The organism is Mucilaginibacter boryungensis, assembly GCF_015221995.1.
GTDB lineage: Bacteria > Bacteroidota > Bacteroidia > Sphingobacteriales > Sphingobacteriaceae > Mucilaginibacter > Mucilaginibacter boryungensis.
In genome coordinates this window covers 2,907,056-2,932,569 of record NZ_JADFFM010000001.1, presented here as the reverse complement: position 1 = coordinate 2,932,569, position 25,514 = coordinate 2,907,056, and the positions used below count along the sequence as shown (strand labels likewise).

Annotated in this window: 16 protein-coding genes; 6 read left to right on the top strand and 10 right to left on the bottom strand. The window is 41.7% G+C overall.

The window, feature by feature from the left end; translation table 11 throughout:
- Window positions 1-7: 7 nt before the first annotated feature.
- The 3 genes from IRJ18_RS12365 to IRJ18_RS12355 all read left to right on the top strand — a co-directional run bounded on the left by IRJ18_RS12365 (window position 8) and on the right by IRJ18_RS12355 (window position 3,856).
- Complete coding sequence (locus tag IRJ18_RS12365; protein WP_228072719.1) at window positions 8-2,056, top strand: glycoside hydrolase family 2 protein; 2,049 nt, start codon at window positions 8-10, stop codon at window positions 2,054-2,056.
- A 59-nt stretch (window positions 2,057-2,115) separates the two neighbouring features.
- Window positions 2,116-3,537: a GDSL-type esterase/lipase family protein gene (locus IRJ18_RS12360; protein WP_194106506.1), complete on the top strand. Its 1,422-nt coding sequence runs from the start codon at window positions 2,116-2,118 to the stop codon at window positions 3,535-3,537.
- Window positions 3,538-3,604: 67 nt separating this feature from the next.
- On the top strand, window positions 3,605-3,856 hold the full coding sequence (locus tag IRJ18_RS12355; protein ID WP_194106505.1) for a hypothetical protein: 252 nt from the start codon (window positions 3,605-3,607) through the stop codon (window positions 3,854-3,856).
- Window positions 3,857-3,955: 99 nt separating this feature from the next.
- Here the strand turns inward: IRJ18_RS12355 and IRJ18_RS12350 are convergent, their stop codons facing one another.
- Window positions 3,956-4,702 (bottom strand): FadR/GntR family transcriptional regulator, encoded by a 747-nt coding sequence (locus IRJ18_RS12350; RefSeq protein WP_194106504.1) that lies wholly within the window; start codon window positions 4,700-4,702, stop codon window positions 3,956-3,958.
- A 214-nt stretch (window positions 4,703-4,916) separates the two neighbouring features.
- On the opposite strand from IRJ18_RS12350, the gene IRJ18_RS12345 reads away from it, so the two are divergent.
- Both IRJ18_RS12345 and IRJ18_RS12340 read left to right on the top strand, forming a co-directional pair.
- Complete coding sequence (locus IRJ18_RS12345; protein WP_194106503.1) at window positions 4,917-5,858, top strand: dihydrodipicolinate synthase family protein; 942 nt, start codon at window positions 4,917-4,919, stop codon at window positions 5,856-5,858.
- A gap of 22 nt (window positions 5,859-5,880) precedes the next feature.
- The gene (locus tag IRJ18_RS12340) at window positions 5,881-6,633 is read left to right on the top strand and encodes an SGNH/GDSL hydrolase family protein (protein ID WP_194106502.1); all 753 of its coding nucleotides are present in this window, start codon (window positions 5,881-5,883) and stop codon (window positions 6,631-6,633) included.
- Between the two features lie 494 nt (window positions 6,634-7,127).
- On the opposite strand, the gene IRJ18_RS12335 is transcribed toward IRJ18_RS12340, so the two are convergent.
- From IRJ18_RS12335 to IRJ18_RS12310, 6 genes are all read right to left on the bottom strand, one after another.
- Window positions 7,128-8,825 carry an arylsulfatase gene (locus IRJ18_RS12335; RefSeq protein WP_194106501.1) on the bottom strand — a complete coding sequence of 566 codons (1,698 nt, stop codon included), beginning with the start codon at window positions 8,823-8,825 and terminating at the stop codon, window positions 7,128-7,130.
- Window positions 8,826-8,847: 22 nt separating this feature from the next.
- Window positions 8,848-10,332, bottom strand: coding sequence for a hypothetical protein (locus tag IRJ18_RS12330; RefSeq protein ID WP_194106500.1), 1,485 nt, complete (start codon window positions 10,330-10,332; stop codon window positions 8,848-8,850).
- Between the two features lie 62 nt (window positions 10,333-10,394).
- The gene (locus tag IRJ18_RS12325) at window positions 10,395-11,450 is read right to left on the bottom strand and encodes a glycoside hydrolase family 2 TIM barrel-domain containing protein (RefSeq protein ID WP_194106499.1); all 1,056 of its coding nucleotides are present in this window, start codon (window positions 11,448-11,450) and stop codon (window positions 10,395-10,397) included.
- A gap of 70 nt (window positions 11,451-11,520) precedes the next feature.
- Entirely contained in the window at window positions 11,521-12,984 is a 1,464-nt protein-coding gene (locus IRJ18_RS12320) for a RagB/SusD family nutrient uptake outer membrane protein (RefSeq protein ID WP_194106498.1), read from the bottom strand.
- A gap of 20 nt (window positions 12,985-13,004) precedes the next feature.
- Window positions 13,005-16,091: a SusC/RagA family TonB-linked outer membrane protein gene (locus tag IRJ18_RS12315; RefSeq protein WP_194106497.1), complete on the bottom strand. Its 3,087-nt coding sequence runs from the start codon at window positions 16,089-16,091 to the stop codon at window positions 13,005-13,007.
- Window positions 16,092-16,122: 31 nt separating this feature from the next.
- On the bottom strand, window positions 16,123-17,367 hold the full coding sequence (locus tag IRJ18_RS12310) for a hypothetical protein (RefSeq protein ID WP_194106496.1): 1,245 nt from the start codon (window positions 17,365-17,367) through the stop codon (window positions 16,123-16,125).
- Between the two features lie 247 nt (window positions 17,368-17,614).
- Here IRJ18_RS12310 and IRJ18_RS12305 point away from each other — a divergent pair, with 247 nt between their 5' ends.
- Window positions 17,615-21,625 carry a hybrid sensor histidine kinase/response regulator transcription factor gene (locus tag IRJ18_RS12305; protein WP_194106495.1) on the top strand — a complete coding sequence of 1,337 codons (4,011 nt, stop codon included), beginning with the start codon at window positions 17,615-17,617 and terminating at the stop codon, window positions 21,623-21,625.
- On the opposite strand, the gene IRJ18_RS12300 is transcribed toward IRJ18_RS12305, so the two are convergent.
- From IRJ18_RS12300 to IRJ18_RS12290, 3 genes are read right to left on the bottom strand one after another with little or no spacing between them, the layout of a single operon-like run.
- Window positions 21,622-23,145 carry a sulfatase family protein gene (locus IRJ18_RS12300; RefSeq protein WP_194106494.1) on the bottom strand — a complete coding sequence of 508 codons (1,524 nt, stop codon included), beginning with the start codon at window positions 23,143-23,145 and terminating at the stop codon, window positions 21,622-21,624. The genes IRJ18_RS12305 and IRJ18_RS12300 overlap by 4 nt on opposite strands.
- A 4-nt stretch (window positions 23,146-23,149) precedes the next feature.
- Window positions 23,150-24,340, bottom strand: a complete 1,191-nt coding sequence (locus IRJ18_RS12295) for a hypothetical protein (protein WP_194106493.1) — start codon at window positions 24,338-24,340, stop codon at window positions 23,150-23,152.
- Between the two features lie 2 nt (window positions 24,341-24,342).
- The gene (locus tag IRJ18_RS12290) at window positions 24,343-25,452 is read right to left on the bottom strand and encodes a family 43 glycosylhydrolase (RefSeq protein WP_194106492.1); all 1,110 of its coding nucleotides are present in this window, start codon (window positions 25,450-25,452) and stop codon (window positions 24,343-24,345) included.
- Window positions 25,453-25,514: the final 62 nt, after the last annotated feature.

Sequence of the window (25,514 nt, the reverse complement as noted above, 5' to 3'; positions counted from 1 at the left end):
TATAAATATGGGAAAGAAACTTCTGTTTATTTATATCCTTATCTCGGCGCTAATGATAGCCAGGATAAGGGTATATGCCCAGGATAGAAATCCTGATGGAAGTATCCCGTTGAATGATAACTGGAGTTTTTATTTCACTTACGACGTTCGCCCCAAGCCCAATTTATCTAAGGTAACTTTACCCCATACCTGGAATGCCAATGAAGCTAAGGCAGGTAAAATGAATTATACGCGGCAATCAGGAACATATATCAAAAAGCTTTTTTTAAAACCCGAATGGGCAAACAAGCGGGTTTTTCTTTATTTCGAAGGTGCAAATTCAGTTGCCGATGTTTTTATAAATCAAAAATTTACAGGAGAGCACAAGGGCGGCTACACCCGGTTCTGTTTTGAAATTACAGATCAATTAGTATTTAATCAGGAAAATACCATTACTGTACAGGTAAGTAATGCCTACCGCATGGATGTATTGCCCTTATCCGGAGATTTTAACGTTTATGGTGGCATTCATCGGCCCGTTGCTCTTTTGATAAAAGAAAAGAACTGCATCAGTCCGCTGGATCATGCTTCTTCAGGGGTATACTTTGTTCAAAAGAGAGTCTCCAAACAAAGTGCGGCGGTTGAAGCCCAGGTTAAACTTTCATTAAAAGGGCATCATCAAGGGTTAAAGCTTAGGACAACCCTGTTTACAAACGCTGGTGCCAAAGTATTAACAAAAACTACTGATATAACCAATGACTCGGTAGCCTATCAGCAGCTTTTAATAGATAAGCCCCATTTATGGAACGGTAAAGAAGATCCCTACCTATACCATGCCCGGGTAGAGCTGTTAGACGGAAATAGAGTATCGGACAGCGTGAACGAAGAAATAGGATTTCGATATTTTTCCGTAGATGCACAAAATGGCTTCTTTCTAAATGGGAAGTATCTGGATTTACATGGGCTGGGGCGTCATGAAGATGTTGAAGGTAAAGGTTCGGCATTAACTGCTGCTGATGAAGACACGGATATCAATTTAATAAAAAAAATTGGTGCTACAGCCTTACGTTTAACCCATTACCCCCAGGGAAAATACTTTTATGAGCTGTGTGATCGTAACGGGCTCATCGTATGGACAGAGATCCCGTTGGTTGGCCCTGGGGGTTATACCGGGCCGGGGTATATAGCCAACCCTTTATTGCAACAACATGCTAAAGACGTACTTGTTGAGCTTATAAGACAAAATTATAACCACCCGTCAATCTGTTTTTGGGGCTTGTTTAACGAGTTGAAATTAGATTATGATGATCCAATTCCGTTTTTAACAGCATTAAAAAAAGTTGCAAAAAAAGAAGATCCAACCCGCCTGACAACCTGTGCCTCCTTTTTGGATAATGATTCGTTTAATGAGGTAACTGATCTGATTGCCTGGAACAAATACTATGGCTGGTATGGTGGTGTCCCTGATGATCTGGGCAAATGGGCAGATAAAATGCATCGCAAATATCCGTTAAAACCAATCGCCGTTAGCGAGTATGGGGCCGGTGCAAGTCCTTACAAACACGCTTATCCGTTAGTGCGACCAAGTGCCGGAGGTAAGTTTCACCCGGAAGAATGGCAAACTTTATTCCATGAAAAGAATTGGGAGCAGTTAAACACCAGGAAATATATATGGGGTAAATTTATATGGGTGCTGGCAGATTTCGGTTCTGCTATCAGAGACGAAGGTGATGATAATGGGATCAATGACAAAGGTTTAGTTACCTATGACCGGAAAATTGTAAAGGACGCTTTTTACTTCTATAAAGCCAATTGGAACACAGAGCCAATGGTGTATATAACAGAACGCAGGTTTACAGACAGGACGGTAACGGCAACTGCTATAAAAGTGTATACCAATTTTCCGGATGCCGAACTATTTCTGAACGGAGTGTCATTCGGAAGAAAGAGCGCCGATTCGTTACATAGGGTGATATGGGATAACATCTTATTAAAAAATGGTAGCAACACCGTTAGGGTGGTTGCCCAAAACCAAAATGTAAAGCTGGAAGATAGTTGTATATGGATGTTAAAATAATTACCGGATAATGGATTGGTGCCGGCGTCACAACACATAATCATATAAAAAATGTACAAATGAAAAATATATTATCAATTATTTTATTTATTCAAGTTAGCTTGGGGCTAAGCCCGGGCTTTGGGCAGTCTAAAATTAAAATAGCTTGCATTGGTAACAGTATTACTTTGGGTCGTGGCAGTTATAACCAACCAAAAGATGCTTACCCGGCACAATTACAAGCTTTATTAGGCGAAAAGTATCAGGTTACTAACTATGGCGTAAGCGGTACTACGTTGCTCCGTAAGGGGAATGCGCCTTACTGGAACACGCAGCAATATCAGCATGCCTTAAAAAGCCAGCCGGATATTGTGTTTATTAAATTGGGCACTAACGACACCAAATTGATAAACAGAGGTTATTTGAACGAGTTTGTAGATGATTATAAAGCTTTTGTGCGTTCATTTACCCAGCTTGCTTCGCAACCAAGGGTGGTATTGCTGCTCCCGGTACCCTCTTTTAAGGCAGATACCGCCCAAATATGGGACCAGATAATCACCAGGAAAATTATACCCGACATTCAGCAGGTTGCGTATGATCTGGATCTGGAAGTTATCGATCTCCATTCATTGCTAATTGATAAAGCGCAGTACCTTCCCGATCAGGTGCATCCCGACCAAAGAGGTTTGGCCATTATTGCCAATAGGTTAGCCGAATTAGTTAAGCAAAAGCAGGATAGAGAGTATGATGTTTTCAGCAAAATAGATAGTGCAAAAAAGATTACCTCGTTTTACGGCTACCAATGTGCCGATTTTAAATATAACGGTCGCAACTGTAAAATAGTTAAACCTAAATGGTCTGATAAAAATCACTCCTGGATTTGGCGTGCAAGGTTTTGGGGTACTGAACCACAGGTGGAAATTGCTTTATTGGAACGGGGGTATCATATAGTATATTGTGATGTGGCTGAATTGTTTGGCAACGAAAAAGCAGTTAGCCTATGGAACGATTACTATTCCCTATTAAGAAAAGCCGGCCTGGCTAAAAAAGGGGTACTGGAAGGTATGAGCCGGGGTGGGGTATACGTTTATAATTGGGCAGCAGAAAATCCCAAAAAGGTAGCTTTTGTTTATGCCGATAATCCTGTACTCGACTTAAAAAGCTGGCCGGGCGGTAAAGGTAAAGGGCCAGGCAGTGCGACCAATTGGGAAACCTTCAAAAAGGATTACCAAATTACTTCGGAAGAAGGTGTGGCTTCCTTTGCTAATAGCCCTATAGATAAAATTAAAAAAATAGTAAAAGGCAAATATCCTATGCTGCATGTTTGCGGTGATGCCGATGAAACGGTGCCTATGGAAGAAAATACCCTGCCGTTTGAACAAAAAGTAAAAGCATTGGGTGGTAATATCACTGTGATACATAAGCCCAATGGTCACCATCATCCGCATAGCCTGCCAAACCCTACACCTATAGTCGATCTTATATTAAAAGCTCGAAAATAATTCAAATAAATCAATACAATTAGTAATAAAGGTAATGCTACAAAATCATAACACTACAATGTTACTCATGAACGAAACCGTTGCTGAATATAAACAGGAGGACGTTTTAATTAAGGATTTAACCTGTTTTACGACATTAACAAAAAATGCATTGTCGAATATTGGTATTAATACCGTTTTTGAACTTTCCCTGCTGAGCTATCAGGATTTAAATCGGATCCATTTAATAGGCAAGTTCGGGCGGCGGGCTATTCTTGAGTTTTGCAAGAAACAAGGTATTATTTTAAATACGGAAAGTTTTTTTATAAACAATAAATAGGTTTAAACTGGAAGCATTAAACAATAAAATAACTGAAACTTTATAGATAGAGTTCTCACCTTATCTGATTTTGGTTTATATTGAAAAATTTTCCAATTTTTATTTAGGCGATAATAGAAACTTATAATAAGGCGCTAAATGTTTGTGCATTGCATCTTGGAATGTTCTTGGATCCCCATTTTTAAGAATATTAAGCAAGTCTCTATGTGTCACTGTTACCGCACGATCTTTTTCATTTACCGTACTCATAGCGCCTACAATATAATTAAATACATAGCCTAACATTTTCTGAAATCTATAGAGAGTTTCATTTCCCGACATATGATATAAAATTTTATGAAATTCTACGTCGTATATGGCATGATCAGCAGGGGTTTTAGCCTTATCTTCCTCCATAATTACGATTTTTTCGAGCGCGTCTAAATCAGCCTCATTTCTTCGTAAAAACAATAGCTCGCTTACCCCCATTTCAATTACCAAACGTAATTCCAATAATTCTTTCAGTGCCCGTTCACCGAGCAGTTTAGAATCAACGATCTTAATAAAACCGCTCCAAATATCGGGTTCGGTTAGTATCATACCCCTTCTTTTGCGCGATTCAATCATCCCTAACATCTTTAACCGGCTTAGGGCCTCGCGTACTATGGTTCTGCTTACATTTAAAGCCGCGGCCAATTCCATTTCTTTGGGCAGTGTATCACCAGCTTTAAATTTTCTGTGGATAAAATAATTCCTTAATTTATCTTCAACCTGGTCGGTCATATTAATACTAACCAGGGGCTCCAGATCAAAAAGCTCACTGCCTGTTTTTTCAATCTTCGGGGCAGATTTATTAATATCAGTCATAAATATGTTTTATGTAGTATATAAAGCTACAAATTTACTATTATCTTTTGTTAAACGAAGGCTCGCTGGCTCTCTTAAAAGACGCATGAAATTGAACATTTAAATGCGCATCAATTGTAATCTAATATATCTCGCTAACTTTTAAATAAAATATTAATTATCAAAAATAAATTACATATTTGTATATATGTATAACATATAAGCATTATTGATTATGAGAAAAATTGAAGGACTTATCGCAGCTGTTTTTACGCCATTTAACAACGATGGCTCATTAAACCTAAAAATGATCCCATTACTTGTTGAAAAAATGATTTCGGATGGGTTAAAAGGGATATTTATATGTGGCACTAATGGTGAAGGGCTAAATATGACAATTAATGAAAGGATGCAGGTAGCAGAGCAATTTGTAATGAGTGCAAAAGGCCGGATTCTTGTATTTATTCATGTAGGGCATACTGCCGTTACTGAATCTAAAAAGCTTGCCGCACATGCTGCATCTATAGGTGCAGACGCTATTTCATCGGTTCCCGCTTTTTACTTCAAGCCAAACTCTTTACACAACCTGGTAAATTGTATAGCTGAAATAGCATCAGCCGCCCCATCTTTACCCTATTATTATTACCATGTACCGGCATTTACAGGAAATGTTGACCTGATCGAATTTCTGGATGCTTGTAAAGAAAAAGTCCCAAATCTGGCTGGTATTAAATATACAGCATCAACCTTATATGAATACCAATCTTGTCTGGATTATGATAATGGTAAATTTGACATCCTTTCCGGATTCGACGAAATGCTTTTAAGCGCGTTAGCAGTAGGAGCCAGGGGTGCTATTGGAAGTACGTATAATTTCGCAGTACCTTTTTATCACGATATTATTAATTTATTTAGAAGCGGGGATATTTCAAAAGCAAGGGCTATACAAGCTAAGATGGTACAAATGATCAGGATCCTTTTTAAATTTTCGCCTATACCTGCCCAGCGGGCTATTATGAAAATGCTTGGTTATGATTTAGGCCCATGCCGGCTTCCATTAGTGGATTTAACCGATCCTGAATTTAAGTTGCTAAAAGAAAGTTTAGAAGAAATTGATTTTTTTAACCTGCTTAAGCAATATGATGAAAGCAATTCACCAGTAGTTTTAGATAAATAATTAATTGCAATAAAGCTTAAATATGGAAAATACCCGCCGTTCTTTTATCCGGAATGCTGCGATTGGCACCCTGGCCAGTCTCACTCTTCCTGAAATAGCCTCAGCTGCCTTTGCTGAAGCTGAGGGGAAGAAAATCCGTTTGGATGTTAATGATGTTGTACTTTTTCAGGGAGATTCTATTACTGATGCCGGGCGCGACAAAACAAAAACGATTCCCAATGATATTGGATGCATGGGTAACGGTTATGCTTTGGTAGCCGGATCGGGTTTGCTTGTTAATTATCCGGATAAGAAATTACAAATTTATAATAAGGGGGTTAGCGGGAATAAAGTTTACCAGCTTGCCGCCCGTTGGGACACTGATTGCCTGGACTTGAAACCAAATGTATTAAGCATTTTTGTAGGTGTAAATGATTTTTGGCATACCATGACCGCAGGCTATAAAGGGACGATCGAAACCTATCGGACTGATTATAAAAAATTGCTTGATCGTACTAAACAAGCCTTACCTGATGTAAAACTCATTATAGGTGAGCCTTATGCTGTAAATGGGGTAAACCGGGTGACAGACATATGGTATCCTAAATTTTATGAATTCCAGGCGGCAGCACGCGAAATAGCTGAAGAATATGATACAGGATTCGTTCCTTTTCAATCCGTTATAGATAAGGCGATGAAAACCGCCCCCGGGGCATACTGGACACGTGATGGTGTTCATCCTAATATGGCGGGTATTACTTTATTGGCCCATGCCTGGCTGGCAGCAATTAAATGAAAAGTAGTTGAGCCGGACAGTATCTAAGAACATAGATCCCGAGATTAAAACAATAATGAATAAGCCTGAAGAAGTTAAGAACATAGATTTCTTCTTTTAATCGTCGATATTATCGTCAAAGCAACGGATGAGTATTATAGAGAAGATAATCCTTCAGAATAAATTTAATAATTGATAACCAATTATTTTTTAATACAGAAAGTTAAAGGGGTTCCAACTCAAATGCAATTGATTACCAGTTTTTTATGATTTGGGTAGGAAGACGAACGTCTCTTAATTAAATAGTAAAACTATTGAAAATCAATTAATTAAGAGACGTTTTGCGGAGAGGGGAGATTACAGGCAAACACCTAATTCCATTTTTAATGTTTTTAGATAGTATTTAAAATTAGATAATATGATTGTTGTGATTTGCTTTCATTCTTTGAATTACTGATATTAATCGGCCAGTTATTAGCACCTGCACCACTACGAGTTCACAAAACCTGGTTAAGTTATTTTCTTTTTGACGGTTTGGGGAAGACCTGGTGGGTTTTAGCCCAAGTACGCCATAAACTATCTAATTTATGTACTTTATCAGGATATTGTTGAGCCAGATCATTGGTTTCTGTTTTATCGGTAGTTAGGTTAAATAAGTGCCAGGCGGTATCTTTACTAAAGGCTGTGAGCTTCCAATTTCCTACACGGGCATATCGTGCGCCAAAATGCTCGTTAAACAGGGAGGTATGACCAGCCGAGGCTTTGCCACTGAAACCAGGGACCAGGCTTATACCGCTGGTTGGTGGCACCGCGTGTCCTTTATAAATAGACGGGTATTTAACACCAGCCAGTTCAGCAAATGTGCTCATAAAATCCATCACATGCCCAACCTGATCTTTAAAACCGCCCTTGCCAACAGTAATGCCTTTAGGCCAAAAAGCGATCATTGGCGTACGGATCCCTCCTTCATATGATTCTTCTTTCCAATACTGGTAGGGGGTATTAGCCACATTAGCCCAACGTGGCCCGATAGAGGAATAAGTGGTTTCAGGTCCGGGGGGCGCCTGTTTCTTCGTGGCATAAACAATTGCCCGTCCATCGCGGGTCTGGTCGGGGCGATCAAAACCAGGGCCGTAGTTTGCACAATTTTCTGCACTTGCGCCGTTATCGGATAGAAAAATAATCAATGTATTATCAAGTTGCCCCGTTTGCTTAAGCGCATTGATGATACGGCCAATACCCTGATCCATGCAATCTATCATGGCTGCATGAACCGCCATGGCCGACGCGTCCCAATCTTTATCCGGATTATCTTCCCATCTTAGGTTAGTACCTATCCGGTCAGAAAGTTTGGTAACTTTAGGGTCGATGAGGCCGATGCTGATCATTTTTTGATAGCGAGCTTTCCGAATAGCATCCCAGCCTGCTTTATAGGTATTTTTATATTTGGCAATATCTTCGGGTTTTGCCATCAGCGGCCAGTGCGGTGCATTTTCGGCCACGTACAAAAAAAATGGTTTTTCAGATTGGGCATAGCCTTTGATATAAGCTACCGCCGTATCATTGATAGCATCGGTATGGTAATAACTTTTAGGAACACTTTTTATCGGTGTAGTACCGCTTACCAGGCTAAAAGGATCATAATAATCAACCACCCCCCATATCGTGCCAAAATATTTTTCAAACCCGCGGCTGGTAGGATATTGGCTGAGGGGTGAAAAATCCCCGTCATCTTTATGATGGTTAAGCCAGTCCATTTGCTTTTGTTTATTTGGCTGGCCATTGGTATTAGAAACATGCCACTTCCCGGACATCGCCGTATGGTACCCCCCTAATTTAAGTAACTCGGCCAGGGTGATGGTATTTTCAGTAATATGGCCCTGATATCCTGGCGCATCTTCCGCATCGGTCATTTTGCCAATGCCCGCCTGATGGTTATATAAACCTGTAAGTAGGGATGCACGTGTAGGGCAGCAACGCGAAGTATTATAAAACTGTGTGTAACGGATGCCGTTTTGTGCCAGATAATCAAGATTAGGCGTTTTCACTTCGCCGCCATAGCAGCCGATATCCGAATAACCAAGGTCGTCGGCTAAAATCACAATAATATTAGGGCGTTTTTGTTTGGAAGGCGGGGTTTTAACAGTTTGCTTAAAAGAAAATGCCGTAAAAACCAACCCTATTAAAACCAAACACCAATAAATCCATTTCATATTTATTTTTATAAGTAAATAATTATTGCAGAGTAATTAATACAAACTCGTTTGTAGCCAGCGTGATAGGGCTAATGGTTTTAGTCGTGTTGTTCCAAACGGGGGCACCCGCCCCGGTTAGCGTTAGGTAACTTGAGCCACTGCCTTTATGTACCGTAAGTGTTTTTGATGTTGTGAAGCTTGTATTGTTTAATTGCAGGTTTAACGTTTGCGTAGTAGCCGAAGTATTCCATAAAGCAGCTGTCGCTTTATTTACCCCTCCTGTTAAAAATCCATCCACTCCTGCAGGTAAACCTGTTAGCGGCCGCCTCAGGGTCGACATCACATTATTCAGCCAGGTAGCTACCTTAAATTCCATTAAAGCCAGGTCGGTGTGGTTATCATCGTAAATATGAGCATATATTTTATCAGCGTAGTCCATATAGTTCCTTTCGCCACGTAAATAATAAATCAAACCTTTACTGGTACTTACGGCCTCATCCTTAGTTGCACAGCAAGACAGCCACATACCCCTGTTTACAATCATCTTAGTTCCGGGATATTTTAAATTATAATTATTTAAAGACGCGATGGCCGAATCCAGGTCGGCCCGGTCGCCCCACTGATAGAACTGAAAAGTAAGGTAGTCCAATTGAACGTTTTGTTGCTTCAGGTAATTTACAGAATATGTGTAAAAATGGTTAGCATTTGCCGAGTTGTTCTGTATCCCACCGACTTTGGCACCAGTTGTTCTCAACCCTGCAGCAATAGGCTTCCAATAGTCTATAAACCGCCGGATATTTAACTCTTTAGCCGCATCAGTTTCAATTCCGTTGATATATCCCAACGTATGTGCGGGTTCCTGATGGGCTATCCATATAGCATGGTAGCCACTACCCACTGCACTATCGGCCCCCTTTGCCCAGGCTATAAAATTATTTTGAAATGCAGTCATAGAAGTGCCGATAGTTGGTAATGGAACATAATCTTCATCGGGGTCTGTATATTGGGTGGCAAGGGCATATAACGGACTGGCTGTATTATCCGGGGTGCCGCCAATTTGATTCAGTTGTATTAGTTTTTTAGCCGGATCTGTTATAATTCCATGCACGTAATTCAGCAATCCGGTATAAGTAGTACTTTGCTGATTGCGATATACGCCCCCTGCATCTTTATAAAATTCACCCAAACCAGTTTCTTTATAAATATTCCTTATCCCATTAACTATTTTCATTCCAACAGCGGTGTCAACATCAATACTAAGCCTGTTACCCGGTACTAAATCTGTAAATCCGCCATTACCACCAGCGGCCATGCCCCTTAAATAAGTTACATCCGGGCCTCCGCTCGCACCCATGTTGGCGGTTATAGTTACAGTAGCATTTACCTTCAAATTCGGTACAGCATCCGTTAATGGTTTGATCCCATCACTACTATTAACAGCTTTTTTTTCGCAGGCGCTAATCCCCAATACTATCATAAAGGTAATAGCCAGCATCAGTGTGTTGTTGCGTTTAATAATTTCCATCTTTTTAAGTTAGGTCATGAAATAATCAGTTTGTATTGAACCGCATCTGTTGAGCAATTAGGCTATTTTTTGCCTGTCAATGCTTTGATCGTGTTAACCTCCACCTCGCTAAACGGTGTGCCGTCTTTTCTTAAAATGTCATGAAACCAAAGTTCAGGCTCCTTCCCGTCGGGCATTGGCGTACCCCAGGCATAAATGGTATTGGTTTTACCTGATATAAAGCCCCAGTTAATAGCCCCAATTTTTTCTTTTTTCAGCATAGGCATAATCGTTTGAAACAGGCTGCCGTTTTTACGGGCCATATATTCGGTACAAATAAGAGGGCGCCCATATTTTTGTAATTCTGCTATCTTTTTCATGTGCGCATCAATATATCCATAATTATGATAGGTGATCACATCCGAATTTTCCAGTTGAAACTTATTCAGTTCCGTAAACTTATCGCCCCAATTCCATACACCCGCACTAATGGGTTGCGACGGGTTTACTTCTTTAGCCCAGCTAAAAACCGATTTAAGCAAAGGCAGGCTATTGTTAAAATATTGGTTGTTTCCCGGTTCATTATACAAATCCCAGAGCAGAACGCGCTTATCGTCTTTCAGCATGATCATAATATCTTTCACGTAACTTTCCAGCATTTTCAAACTATCGGGATTATTGCGGATAGCCGTACCCGGGTCGCGCACCCAGCCGCTGTTATGGATGCCGGTTTTAGGTTCGGGCTGTTTACCGGCGTGATACTCGTCGTTCCAGCAATCATCAAAAAACACCAGGATAGTTTTGATACCGTGCCTGGCTGAAATATCAAGATATTGATTAAGACGCTTTTTGAAGCCATCTTTGTCGGACGTCCAGGCGATGTGGTGCAAAAATACCCGCATGGCATTAAACCCAAGCTCCTGCGCCCAACCCAATTCCCTGTCAATGGTCTGGGGGGCAAATGTGGCCGCCTGGAACATTTCGAGCTGGTTAACGGCGCTGCTTGGCTGGTAGTTGCAGCCGCGGGGCCACTGTTGCTGTTTATACCAGTTATTGGCCTGCTCAGCACTCCATCTTGATTGCGCCCTTAAACTTAACACGGAAAGTAGCGCAAGGAGGGTAAGTATGATATTTTTCATCGTTTATGATTTATTTATAAAAAACAGATGCAGCACTGAACTGCAATTTAATTTTTAGGGTAATTTTTAATTAATAGCCAGGGTTTTGAACACAAAGTTTATTCGCATCAATTTCGGATTGTGGTATAGGGAATACCAGTTTGTTATCCGTCACGTTTGCGGCCGGGATGCCCCTTGTTAATGCCGACGAAAGAAATTTACCCTGGCGGATAAGGTCCTCGCGGCGTTTGCCTTCTCCTACAAACTCCCAGCCGCGTTCACGTAAAATAGCATCGCGGAAAGCGTCTTTGGTGGGTGTAATGGCCAGGGTGAGGTTAGCAACACCTGCACGGGCCCGTACCTGATTGATCAGCGTGAAGCACTCTGTCGTAGGACCGTTCAACTCATTTAATGCCTCAGTACGGGTAAGCAGTATATCAGCATAACGGATAATAGGTACATCAGTCCCGGCGTTATTGCCTACCTGTGCATTATCCCAATACTTAAAACAACGGGCGTTATCATTTGCCAGGATGTTAACGGTAACGTTACTGTTATTGATATAACTGGTGCATATTGTAGCCAAGCGTTTATCAGCAGGATCGTACGAGCTTACAAATGCTGTGCGTAAACGGTAGTTCGTTGCAAAAATAGACATTGTGGAAGCGTAGGTATAGCCAGGGAACTGCGGGCTGCTTTTATATCCCACCGGCAACGCGCCGCACTGGTACCAGTTACTATAATCAGTTTCATTACGGCATTGCAACACCAATATCATTTCCTTATTCTGTTCATTAGCAGTACGAAACATGTCTGCAAATACCGGATATAAAGAATAATAGCCGAAGTTGATGATTGCCTGGCTGGCATCGGCAGCTTTTTGCCATTGTTTGGTATTAAGGAAAAATTTAGCCAGGATACCGTTCGCCACAGCTTTATTAATACGTCCAAAGGCGGCTTCTTTCCCCGGATCAGGCAGGTCGGCCAGTGATTCGGTGATCTCTGTTTCAATAAAACTTTTCATAACGTCGTCGCTCGCCCGGGCAAGGTCGCCCGACTGGATAGTGGATGTTCTCAACGGTACCGGGCCAAAAAAGCTGTACAGAAAAGCGTAGGCTTTGGCACGCAGGACACGCGCTTCGGCTTTGTACAGTTTCTTAGTAGCATCTGCGGTGTTTACATTATCTATGTTTTCTATTACACCATTGGCATCCCTGATAGAGGCGTAAGAAGGTGCCCAAATATCGGCCGCCAGGGTACCGAGGTTAGCTGTCCAGTTAAAATTGATGATCTGTATGAGCTGACCGTTTTCTGCACCATCCGTATTATAACCTATATCGGTGCAGTCTTCTGAGTCGTTGATCCAATAACGCGAGTTAGTTTGCAATTGCGCATTAGCATAAGCCGAGTAAAGCAGCGAGCGGATACCCGCCTCGGTAGTTAATACGTTACCCGGCGAAAATTCCGAGTTTGGAACTACGTCAAGCGCATTTTTACATGAAGCCAGCTGCAGGGCGGCAACTAAGGGTATGATATATTTCAATGTCTTTTTCATGATCGTGATAGTTAATAAGATTAAAACTGAACGTTAAGTCCGGCGGTGAAAACTTTAGTCAACGGATAAGTATTATAATCGATACGCAGTACATTATCGCCTAATGCATTAGCTGCCGGGTCTGATCCGGTGTATTTAGTAAACGTAAACAGGTTTTGACCGGTTGCAAATACGCTAACACCTTTCACAAATTTCAGCGCTGAAACAGGCACCTTAAAAGTTAAGCGTACCGATTGCAGCCGCAGGTAAGATGCGTCTTCTACCGTACGGTTGGTTACCTGAAGCTGACCTCTCACATCATTAGGCAAAAATGAGGGGTATTCGTCGGTCGGGTTGGTTGGCGTCCAGCGGTTAAGATAAGGGATAGCAAGTTTATTGCGACGGTAATCAACCGGGTAATAAGCATCAACCAGGCTGCTGTTTAACATTTTGCCGCCTTGCTGTCCTTCTATGAACGCATCAAGTGTTAAAGCCTTATAGCTTACGTTGAGGTTAAACCCATAATAAAAATCGGGAAGCGACTTACCCAATACAACTCTGTCGTTGGTATTAATGACGCCATTCCCGTCTATATCGCGGTATTTCAGATCGCCGGGCCTCACTCCAGCCTGCGTTTTTGTAAAATCGTCGGTTTTTTGCCAAACACCATCTACAATATAGCCGTAGAATGACCCCAGCGAATTACCTGGTTTTAATATGCTTACCTGGCCAATTGAACCTGGCCCATTGCCGATAAACTGCGGCACCGAACCCAGGCTGATCACTGTGTTTTTAAGTGTGGTAAGGTTGGCGCCAGCATCGATCCGAAATACGCCGTTATCCGTAATGTTGGCTTTCACAGAAAACTCCATCCCGCTATTACGCATACTGCCTACGTTCTCGGTACGTGAGCCAAAACCGGTACTTAACGGCAGTGGTATATCGTATAGCAGGTTGTAAGTTTTGCGGTTGTAATATTCGATAGTTCCGGTTAGTCGTGAATTAAATAAACCAAAATCAACCCCGATGTCCATTTGCCGGGCCGACTCCCATTGCAGGTCGGGGTTGGCACTACGGGTGGGCTGCAATATGGAAGTGCGCGTTTCGTTAAATACGGCATTACGCCCCGATGAGTAAGTAGAATAGTAAATATAATTTGCATTAGGCTGATTACCTGTAATACCAAAGCTGCCACGCAACTTCAAATCGCTGATGATTTTGCTGTTTTTCAGGAATTTTTCCTCATGGATACGCCAGGCCGCCGCTACCGAAGGGAAGTAACCGAACCGATTATTTTGGCCGAAGCGTGCCGAGCCATCAGCTCTGATAGATGCCGTTAACAGGTATTTATTTTTGAAAGAATAGCTGGCCCGGGCAAGATAGGAGATCAGAATATTTTCCTGCCTGCCATCGCTTGCACCGTTCAGTGTATTATCGCCGGTACCCAAACCGTTATAGGTTAGGTCGGGCAAAGCAAACGACCGCGAATTAGACACCAGTGAACTAGAGGTATAGCGCTCATAAGTAGTCCCTGCTACCGCGTTTAAGCGATGATCTTCGTTAAACGTTTTGTTAAAGTTAATAGTACCTTCAGCCAGGTAATAAGCCCTTTTGCCATCACGCACATCGGCATAACCATTATATGATGCACCAGTTAAGGTTGAGGGATCTATCCAGTAATAACGTTGGGCATCATTTAAGTCAGCTCCTGCTCTTGCTTTAACGGATAATGATGGCATAAGGAAATATTCGGCATATAAATTGCCAAAAGTTCGGTAAGTATCGCCCACGCCATACTGCCCGTTGATAACTGCAACAGGATTATCCATAGGCGCCATCAGCGGTGAGCGGGCGTAGCTGCCATCGGCGTTATAAGCCGGCGCGGTGGGGTCATAATTTTGCGCCATATACAATGCGCTGGCGTTATCGTTTAAGCCGTTGCCTGTAGAATTGTATAAATCGCGTGTATAGGAGGTGGTAAGGCTCATGCCTACACTATATTTATTAGCTTCAGATGTTTCAACATTGACACGGGCGTTATAACGCGTGGTACCGGACTTGAGTTCAATACCCTCCTGGTTAAAAAAGCCTGCGGATATATAATATTTTGTATTTCCACTACCTCCGCTAAAAGAAAGATCGTGCGATTGGATCACCCCTTTTTTTAACAGCAATTGCTGCCAATTGGTATTAGCATTGGCCCCGGTTACTTTGGTTGTGCTGAGACCGCCCAGGTCGATAATACTGTTAATGGCTTGAGTATATTCATCCCCGGTCATGAAACGTTGCAAATGCGCCGCCTGCTGGGTACCGTAAGTGACATTGTAAGCTACGTTGATCCTGCCTGAAGTCCCTCTTTTTGTGCTGATCAACACTACACCGTTAGCACCGCGCGAACCGTAGATTGCAGTTGCAGAAGCATCCTTCAGTATCTCGATCGAAGCGATATCTGCGGGATTAAGCGAGCTAAGTGCAGTCCGGTTATTAGGGTTACTGGTAGCCCCTGCTGGTGCGGCACCGCCTATAGCTACTGCATCGTTCACCGGCATACCGTCAATGACGTATAATGGGTCATTATTCCCGGTAATAGAGGTGATCCCTCTTACCTGCACGCTCATAGCAGCGCCGGGTTCACCGCTTTTTTGGTAGACCTGTACACCTGCTGAGCGGCCCAGCAAAGCCTGTTGCACATTAAGATTAGTTGCCTTGGTTAATTCGGATGCTTTTAATGAAGTAACCGAACCGGTCAGGTCGCTCTTTCGCGCGGTGCCATAACCTACAACCACTACTTCATTTAATGATTTGGCATCTTCGTCTAACTGAACATCTAAAATTTGCTGTTGCTTTACAGCTACTTCCTTGTTAAGGTAACCTACATACGAGAAAGTCAGCACATCATTGGCATTAGCTGTTTTTATACTGTATTTGCCCTTGTTATTGGTAGTTACGGCAACGTTACTGCCTTTAATAACAACGGTAACACCTACCAGTGTTTCGCCTGTTTTTGACGAAGTTACCGTACCACTGACAATTTGCTGGGCAAAAATCCTGGCGGAGCATAGAAGCATCAGCAGGAGTAAAGCCATCTTTTTCGCCGGCTTAATACAAATAGTAAATAATTGGTTCATATTGTAAATTTTAGGTTTATTTAAAAATTGGTTATTGGCATGGGTTCTGTCCCTGGGCAATTCTCACAAATTGATCAAGAAAACTATATGATTTTTGGTTACGCCCGTTTATCTGCTGCACTGAACGGTTTAGGAACATTCCATTCATTACCCAGGGGTCTGTTGTTGCGGTAAAATCGACATTAACACCATAAGATTGCCTGAGTGCGTAAAAAGCCAGCGCTACCTTACTATGCGATTTGAAATCGGTATTTGCGGTGCATAAGTATCCTTTCTCGTTTTCGAGGTACGCCGAATTTTTCCAGAATGCATACCATTCCTCTGCCGGCCGGGGATTTTTCAGCGCATAATCGATGTATTGATAGTTTTGGGTAATACCTGGCGGCGGCGGAAAGATCTGATCGGTTGTACTGGCATTGGCCGCTGCAATAAAAGCAGGATCGATATTGGAGGTATTATAAGATTTAAAATAGTTTTTGGCCGAGAATTCAGTTACTAATAGTTTTTGATCATCGCCTATCCCATTGCTCATAAAGTTAAGGGCGTTAATCATTTCAGTATCGGTGTTATGATGGATATGCACATCTGCACCCGATAGGTAGTTCGTGTTTTTTACAAAGTTGAGCAGGTTAAGTATACCCGTATTGCCAGTGCGGGCACTTGCAAACATCATATCAAAGGATCCTAAAAAGATGGGCTTATCTATGCCATGCAACGTAAAATAACTATATACCCGCGCACAGGCTGCCTTATAAAAAGAATTTAAAGGTTCGTTCCAGGTAGATGGATCAGCTTCAATAAAAGGTTCATTACCTACTACAAGCACATCTGTATAAGGCATTGCCTTGGCAAGTACCTGGTCAATAAAAGCGATGTAATTATTCCAATCTGTTGAACCTACGGCCGGAAACACATTAGCCACAAAATTAAATTTGAGGTTGAGAACGGTTTTGTATCCTTTGGCTTTAAATGTGATAAATGTATTTAGATTAGGGTTGGTATCAATGGAATTGGTTTTATAAACATCTATCATTTCCACAAAGCTGCGTACCCATTTCGTTTTGGTATCGGCCAGGTCATCCAAATCGGCCTGGGCAGCCTGTTCGTTTAAATTTACACCCATATTATAGGTGAAATCAAAATTTTTACCCGGGCGGGTTGATGCCGTTTGCGAGTTGTCACCATTGCCTGTTGAAGGCTCCGGATTTGACTTGTTGCCGCATGAATTACACATGCCTGCAAACATCAATGCAATAACAATGATTTTTAATTTCATCAAGATTTATTTTAGGCCAGTATGGGCAGCAGCTTTTTTATGAACTGCGCTTTAACAACTTATTATAACTGGTATTATTTGTTAACAAAAGGTTTTACAATAGCAATGTTAACTTTAAAATGAAAGGCCGTATGAGGACAAATGTTAAAATATCCAGCACAAACGTTCATATCTGTACAGGATGATAATTAGTTGCTGGTAATTGGCAAATTAATTTACATATTGAATAACCAATTAAAAAACGTGTATGAAAAAGTGCTTTTATCGGCTTTTACTGCTGTTTTGTTTATACAGTAGCAATTTATTTTGTCAGGATTTCATCTTTAGAAAAATAACTGCAGATAATGGACTTTCGCACAACACGGTATATACTATTATACAAGACCAAAAAGGCCTTATGTGGTTTGGTACCCGGGAGGGCTTGAACCGTTATGATAGTTATACGGTAAAAAACTATTATATAAAAAGCGCGCGGCCAGGTAGTTCGGCAAACCGGATAAGCTGTCTGCTCAACTTAAAAAACAATATTTATATCGGTACCGATAATGGCTTGTATATATATGACCCGGTACAGGATAAAGTTGTGCCAATGCGGGGGATAAAAGGTCATTTTTCAGTGCTTTGTATCACCAATATCAATTCAACAATATATATAGGTACATCTTCCGGTTTTTACAGGATTGGTTCAAATGGCAACATACATTTACTTGCTGCTAATGGCAAACTGGTTACTGCGGTTAATCCTGTAGCCGGCAGTAATTTTTTACTAGCCGCCGGTAATAGGATTGCGATTATTGATACGACCGGAAAGGTTTTAGAAACAATTAAACAGGGCGACATCAATGCACTAAAACGAACAGATTTTACAATTTTCAATATTTATCACGAAAAACAAGCAGACTGGTTGTGCACTAACTACGGGTTATTTTATCTTGATGAAGACACAAAAAAGTTATCTAAAGTTAAATTTACAGATGAGGAGAGTACAGAAAGCAATACCGTAAGAGCAATTACCCGTGGCCACGACGGCAAATATATGATTGGTACGGAAAACGGCTTATATGAATATGACCCCACACTAAAAAAATCTGTCAATTACCAGCAATCTTTCGATAATAACCCCAAACGGCTAAATGATAAAGCTATCTACTCGGCTTGTACAGCAAAAGATGGGTCTGTTTGGTTAGGGACTTATTTTGGCGGTGTAAATTACACCCCATCGGTTAGTTATGGTTTTAAAAGCATCCTGGCTAATGAAAAAGACGGCCACCTTAATGGTAAAGCTGTAAGCCAGATGATGGAGGATGGCAAGCATAACATCTGGATAGGTACAGAAGACGGCGGCATAGCTATCTACCAGCCAAAAATTAAATCATTTACCAATATTAACAGGCATAGCAGCCCGTTTTACCTCGATATTAATAATGTTCACGCCATTTATAATGATCATGCCGGAAGTATCTGGGCCGGTACATTTTTGGGCGGACTGCATCGCTTTGACCAGACAAATGGCAAAACGACTATTTATACCATGCGCCCTAACGACACCACAAGCTTGTCCAACGACCAGGTTTATGCGGTTTATCGAGATAGCAAAGGCATACTGTGGGTAGGTACGCAACACGGCCTGAATATTTTTGATTATCAAACCAACCGGTTTCATCTGTTTAAACCCCAGCTATTTGCCGCCGAGTTTATTTATGATATGATAGAAGATAATAACGGAGCTATTTGGTTTTGCACCCGTTGGGATGGTTTGCTGCGTTATGACCCAGGTACAGATAAAGTGGTTCATTATACCTCCACTGGCCGGCCAGGTAGTATACCAAGCAACCAGGTAATTAGTGTTTATAAAGACAGTAATCAGGCATTGTGGTTTGGTACGCTTGACGGTGGCGTATGTGTTTACGATAAAGGTAAATTCAAAACTTACGATACCCAAAATGGTCTGCCTAACAACAATGTGTATGGCATATTGGAAGATGCCCGGCATAATATATGGCTCTCTACCAACCGTGGCTTAGCCTGCTATAACCGCAACACACAAAAATTCACTAATTATGATAATCGTTATGGCCTGCCAAGTAACCAGTTCAACTTTAAATCGTACCTGAAAACCAGCGATGGCACGCTATATTTCGGCACCATACACGGACTTTGTTATTTCAACCCGCTTGCTATAAAACCTGTACAACAAAAAGTACCTATTCTTTTTACTTCTTTTCAGTTATTCAATAAAACAATCGAGCCTGCTGAACATAGCCTGCTGTCGCGGCAAATAGATGATGTTGGATCAATTGACCTGGCTTACACGCAAAACGTATTCAGTATTAGTTATGCCGCCTTAAACTACAGCAACGTTCGTGGTAATAATTATGCCTACTACCTTGAAGGATTTGAAAAAAAATGGAATTATGTTAACGACAAGAATTTTGCAACATATACCAGCTTATCACCAGGAAAATATATATTTCATTTAAAGGCCCTTGATGTTTCAGGCAACCCGGTAAGTAAAGAGCGTACGCTAATTATTAATGTAGCCCCTCCCTTTTACCTGAGTAAAATGGCATTTGTGCTGTATTTTTTACTGCTTTGCCTGGCAGCTTGGTTATACACCCGCTTTGTAAATTTTTTGCATGTTAAAAAGCTGGAGGTACAATTAGAGCGCATGGAAAAAGAGAAAACTACTGCACTAACACAACACCGTCTTAATTTTTTCACCTTTATTTCTCATGAATTTAAAACGCCACTCACCCTCATCATTGCATCGGTAGAGAAATTTATAGAAGATCATGAACATAGCCTGAAAAAAAATGCCGAGCTGGTTATTATTAAAAGTAATGCTGCCCGCCTTTTTAAAATGATTCAGCAATTGATGGAATTTAGGACGATCGAAACAGATCATTCGGCCATTAAACTATCAAAAAACGATTTGGTGAAATTTGTAAATGATCGGGCTGTTTCTTTTAAAACGCTTGCAAATAATAAAGGCCTGGAGCTGATATATTCATCATCTACTGATCATTATCAATGCTATTTCGATGCAGAAAAAGTAGAGAAAATCATTTTCAATATTTTATCGAACGCGTTAAAAAACACAGCCGAAGGAAAAATAATTGTCGACCTGGCTTTCGAACTGAAGACAGGAGAGGAAGCTAATGCGTTGATCACCATTACCGATACGGGCAAAGGTATGTCAAAAAAAGAGCTTGAGCATATATTCCAAACTTTTTACAAGGGCATTGATAATGATGGGGGCAGCGGTGTGGGTATGGCTTTAGTAAAAAGTTTAGTTACTTATTTAAATGGCGAGATCAACATTAAAAGCGAAATAGGTCATGGCACACAAGTACTGATTAAGCTGCCGGTTACTGAAAAAACAGGCAACGGTAAAGAAACAACTACGGAAGGGCATTTACCTGAAGCTGCCGAAATAAATTACCCATCTGTACCTGCTGAAATTGGACAAGACAAATTTGCACATACCTTATTAATTGTTGAAGATAATAAGGAATTACTGATATTTTTATCAAAGCACCTGGCCCGGCATTATCATATTGTGGCAGCATCAAACGGACAATCGGGATTTAACCGGGTTATTAAACACCCACCCGATCTGATAATAAGTGATATTAAAATGCCCCGGATGGATGGCATTGAATTCTGTAAAAAGATAAAGAGTGATGCCAAGTACCGCCACATCCCGGTGATTCTGTTATCAGACAATACACATGACAACATTAAATTAGATGGCCTTGATGTGGGGGCAGATGCCTACCTGGCCAAACCGTTTAATTTGAAGGAATTGGAATTACTCATCTCCAATATGATCAAATCGCGTGTGATGCTGCGTGAACAATTGCTGGATATGAGTAAATTTGGACTTGATAAGCTGCCCCGCAACAATAAAGACCAGGAGTTTTTAGCCAATTTAGGTATAGTGCTGGAAAAATATTTTGCAGATCCCCAGTTTACAGTTGAACAAATGGCCGACGAACTGCATATCAGCCGCACACTCCTGCACCTTAATCTCAAAAAAATACTGGATAAAAGCGCTAATCATTTGTTAAACGAATACCGCCTAAAAAAAGCTGTTTTAATGCTGGAAAAACAATTGCCAATTAACGAAGTGGCTTATTATTGCGGCTACAGCGATCCAAACTATTTTAGCCGGATATTTAAAAAGCACTACCAGATAAGTCCCGGTGCTTTTCGCGAAAACGCCGGGCGTAACCAGTCGCCAAATAACTTAGCTTAATAGGATTTATTTACAGTGCGTGTTAACGCCACGGCCAATTCCTTTGTTTTTTGCAGAAAGATTTGGGCCAGGTTATGTTGTTCACCGGGGTCGGTTTTTAAATTATATAGCTGCGGGGTGCTTTGCAAGCCGGTTGGCCCCCGCTTATTGGCCAGCCATGCGGGCGGTATTTTGGTAGCCGGGGCTATATACTTCCAATCGCCCTGGCGATAGCACATAGTAAAAGCTTCTTCTATCATGGTTTTACGCCCTTGTTGTGATTTGCCCAATATTGACGGCAAAAAGTTATAACTGTCAGGCGCGGCACCTACAGCTATTTTAGCACCGGTTAAAGCAGCCAGCGAGCTAAACAGATCTACCTGACTGATCATTGCTTTGTTAACGCCCGGTTTTATGGTGCCCGGCCAATAGGTTATAAATGGTATCCGGGTACCACCTTCGTATGCGCTATATTTACCGCCCTTGTAAGGGCCGGCTGGCAAATGCCCTGAAATTAAAGCCTCTGCTTTATCAGCATAACCATCATCTAAAACAGGGCCATTATCGCTTGAGAAAATAATTAATGTATTATTTATCAAGTGCAGCTTTTTCAATTGTTGCAGTACCTGGCCGGTTATCCAGTCCATTTCGGCAATAGCATCACCCCGGGCGCCCATTTTTGTTGCACCAACAAAACGGGTATTGGGCATACGCGGCACATGGATATTTGGCGTGGCAAAGTAAAGAAAGAATGGTTTGCGTTTATTAGCTGCAATAAAATGCAGCGCCTTATTTGTCAATACATTAGCAAAATCCTCATCTTTCCAATAGGCGTTGCGCCCACCCTTCATGTAACCTATGCGGCTTACTCCGTTAACAATAGTACCGCTGTGCTGCGAGTCGGCTTTCATTTTAAGCTGTTGCCCATCGTCATCAAGACCTGTAGGATCGTTGCCGATTCTGCGGTCATAGTTTACTTCAATAGGATCGTGTCTGTCCAGTCTTGCAACATGATGATCTTCTACAAAAACAGTTGGCACCCTATCGGGTGTTGCCGGGATGATAAAGCTATAGTCGAAACCAACCTCCCGTGGCCCTGGGTTAATGCTGTCATTCCAATTCGGGTGACCAGTACCCAGGCCCAGATGCCATTTGCCTATAACCGCTGTAGTGTATCCTGCCTGTTTCAATAAACCGGGCAGGGTTTGTTGTTCAGGGTTGACGATTAATGGCGCATCGCCCGGTAAAATAGCTGCATTGTTACGAAAGGCATAACTGCCGGTAAGTATTGCAAACCGCGACGGTGTACAAGTAGAGGCCGAACAATGTGCATCTGTAAATTTAACCCCTCCTGCAGCCAAACGGTCTACATTGGGCGTTTTAACTTGCTGTGCTCCGTAACAACCCACATCGCCATAGCCCAAATCGTCCACATAAATAAATACAATATTGGGTTTACGCGTCGTTGCTTTTTGCGCAACAGTGAATACCGGCAATGCCAGGCAACAAACAGCAAATACAATATTATTTTTAAACTTCATCTATTTAGCGTGTTGCTTTCCTGGCGGCTTTTCCTTTGTTTACAATATCGACAAAATCGGCATACCATAACGGATTGGCCGCACAATCGCCATTGGCATCCCGTTTTAAAGATTTACAGGCAAAAATCGGATTTACAAACCATACACCAGTGCCCGGTTTGACATTTGCCGGGGCGGATTGGCTCATATAACCATAGGTAGCCAGCACTACACCATATTGTTTAAAATAACGGTAATAGGTTTGCAGGGCATGTGGGAAAAACCATTTACGGCTATCAAATAGTTCAGCCCATTCAGTAGCAGTAACGTGTTTGGTGTTAGCCATACTATACCATTGGTATAAGCGCATGGTATCAGCATACCCATACTTTTTGGCAAATTCAACGCCCTTAGTTGTGTTGCCAAGGATATCAGAAGTATGCCTGTTATACAACCGGAATAATGAAAATTCAGGAACAATTATTGGTTTGGATGGCATTATAGCGCGTACAAAATCAAGCGCTTTGGGTATTTCAAGCGTATCACTAATGTGCAAGTGTATAGCAAGGCCGGCCAAATCTTTATTATCCTGTGCAAGCTTAATCAGGCCTACAACCCCGGGTATTTTTTGTTGCCCGGGCTCAAACAAAGCGGGTAACGACCCTACATATATAGCGGGTTTATTATACTGAGGGTGTGCTTTGTAAAATGGGAGCACTACTTCAGTGAGCAGGCGCTCCATAAATTTAACAAGCGGCACATACCCTTCGTTATTTACATCCATGTCCTCTTCCATGGTTTCCAGATTAGGTTCGTTACCTAATTTCAGCATATCAAGGTTGTTGCCCATCCTGGTTAGCAGGGCCGTTACTGTTGCAAAGTATTTTTTTTCAAGGCTCGATCCGGGCTTGGGGATGCGCAGCTTATATTTATTAAAATCCCATCTAAAACCAAAGGCAACTTTGTACCCTGCTTTTTTTGCTTCAATTACTTTACTTAGGCCGGGTTCGGTAGCAGGGTCTTTTTTTCCGTCTATGTATTCAAAAATATAGGGGGTTGTCCTTATCCATTCTACAGGTGTCTTCTTTAGGTAAGCAATATCAATTATCTCGGGGTCGTGATTAAAGTTTGCACCGATTTCTTGCGATAGCACAGCTTGATATGACGCTAAAAGTACTATTGCTAAGCTAAACAGTCGACTTAGATATTTTTCCATTTTCAGTTGGTTTTTAAACTTTTATAAAACAATTCCGCTTTCTTTTGATCAGGCATCAGGCGACCGTTCACCCATTTTAGTGGTACTATACCAGGCCTGCAGGTTAAGGGATAGTGAGTGCCCATTATTCCACGTGGATTAAAGAAGGTGGTAGACCACCAGTTGCCCTGCTTATCGAGGAAAGTATTATTATGCCCACCTTCCAATATGGCCGGATAGCGTGGGCCGTAGGGCCCATAAATATGATCGGCTTCGGCTACTACCACATCGTAACTGTATAGTACTTTGTCTTTCTTTTCATCGCGCAGATAGGTGTAGGTGCCATCGGCTTTAGGCACAGACCAAACGGTTTGCAGCAATTGGTATTTATGGTGGTGTTTGGTTAAATATATACCCTCAATATACGGTTCGGGTTGATAGGGCGTTTCTTTTAATTTTTTAAAAGGTTCGGCCACGTCGCTTAAATCATCTTTCATTTTAGCAATGAAGTGATCGTGTCCCAGCAAGTATACTTTACCGTCCGTGTCTTCAAAAATACTTAAATCGATATTAGGAAAAATAGCATGCGCTTTATTTCCCTCTATGTTTTGATACGGCCCCTCGGGTTTTCCGCTGGCGCTGATTAACATGAACGACCCTATTCCGCCGTTAATACAGGCAACAATCACCCACTTTTTTTTACTTTTTAAATAGTGAATTTCAGGCGCCCACAAGGCCCGGTACATCGAGTCGAGCACGTCACCGTTAACCGATTTACTTCCCGGCTTTATTGGCTTTCCTCTTTTTTGCCAGTCGGCGGCGTGTTTATCAAACGACCAGATAAGGCCCATTGATTGCCACGATAGCAAATCTTTTGATCTCCATAGATAAATACCATCGTTATAGTCCCAACAGTGCATCTTCCCGTTTTCAAATTTGCGACCTGCAGCAGCGGTGGTACCGGTCATATAATAATTACCATCAGGCCCAAGGGTTACATAGGTATCCCGCAACCATGTATTAAATAGGGGTTTAACTACTGTAGGTACCTTAAGAGAGGGATTACCTACCGGAGCTGCCGGATCGCTATAGATTGAAGCTAATTTATTTGCTTCCTGCGCAAAACAGGACATTATAGATAAGGTAGAAAGAAATACCGCAACCCTCAAAGTGCGTAATAGATTTATATTCATCA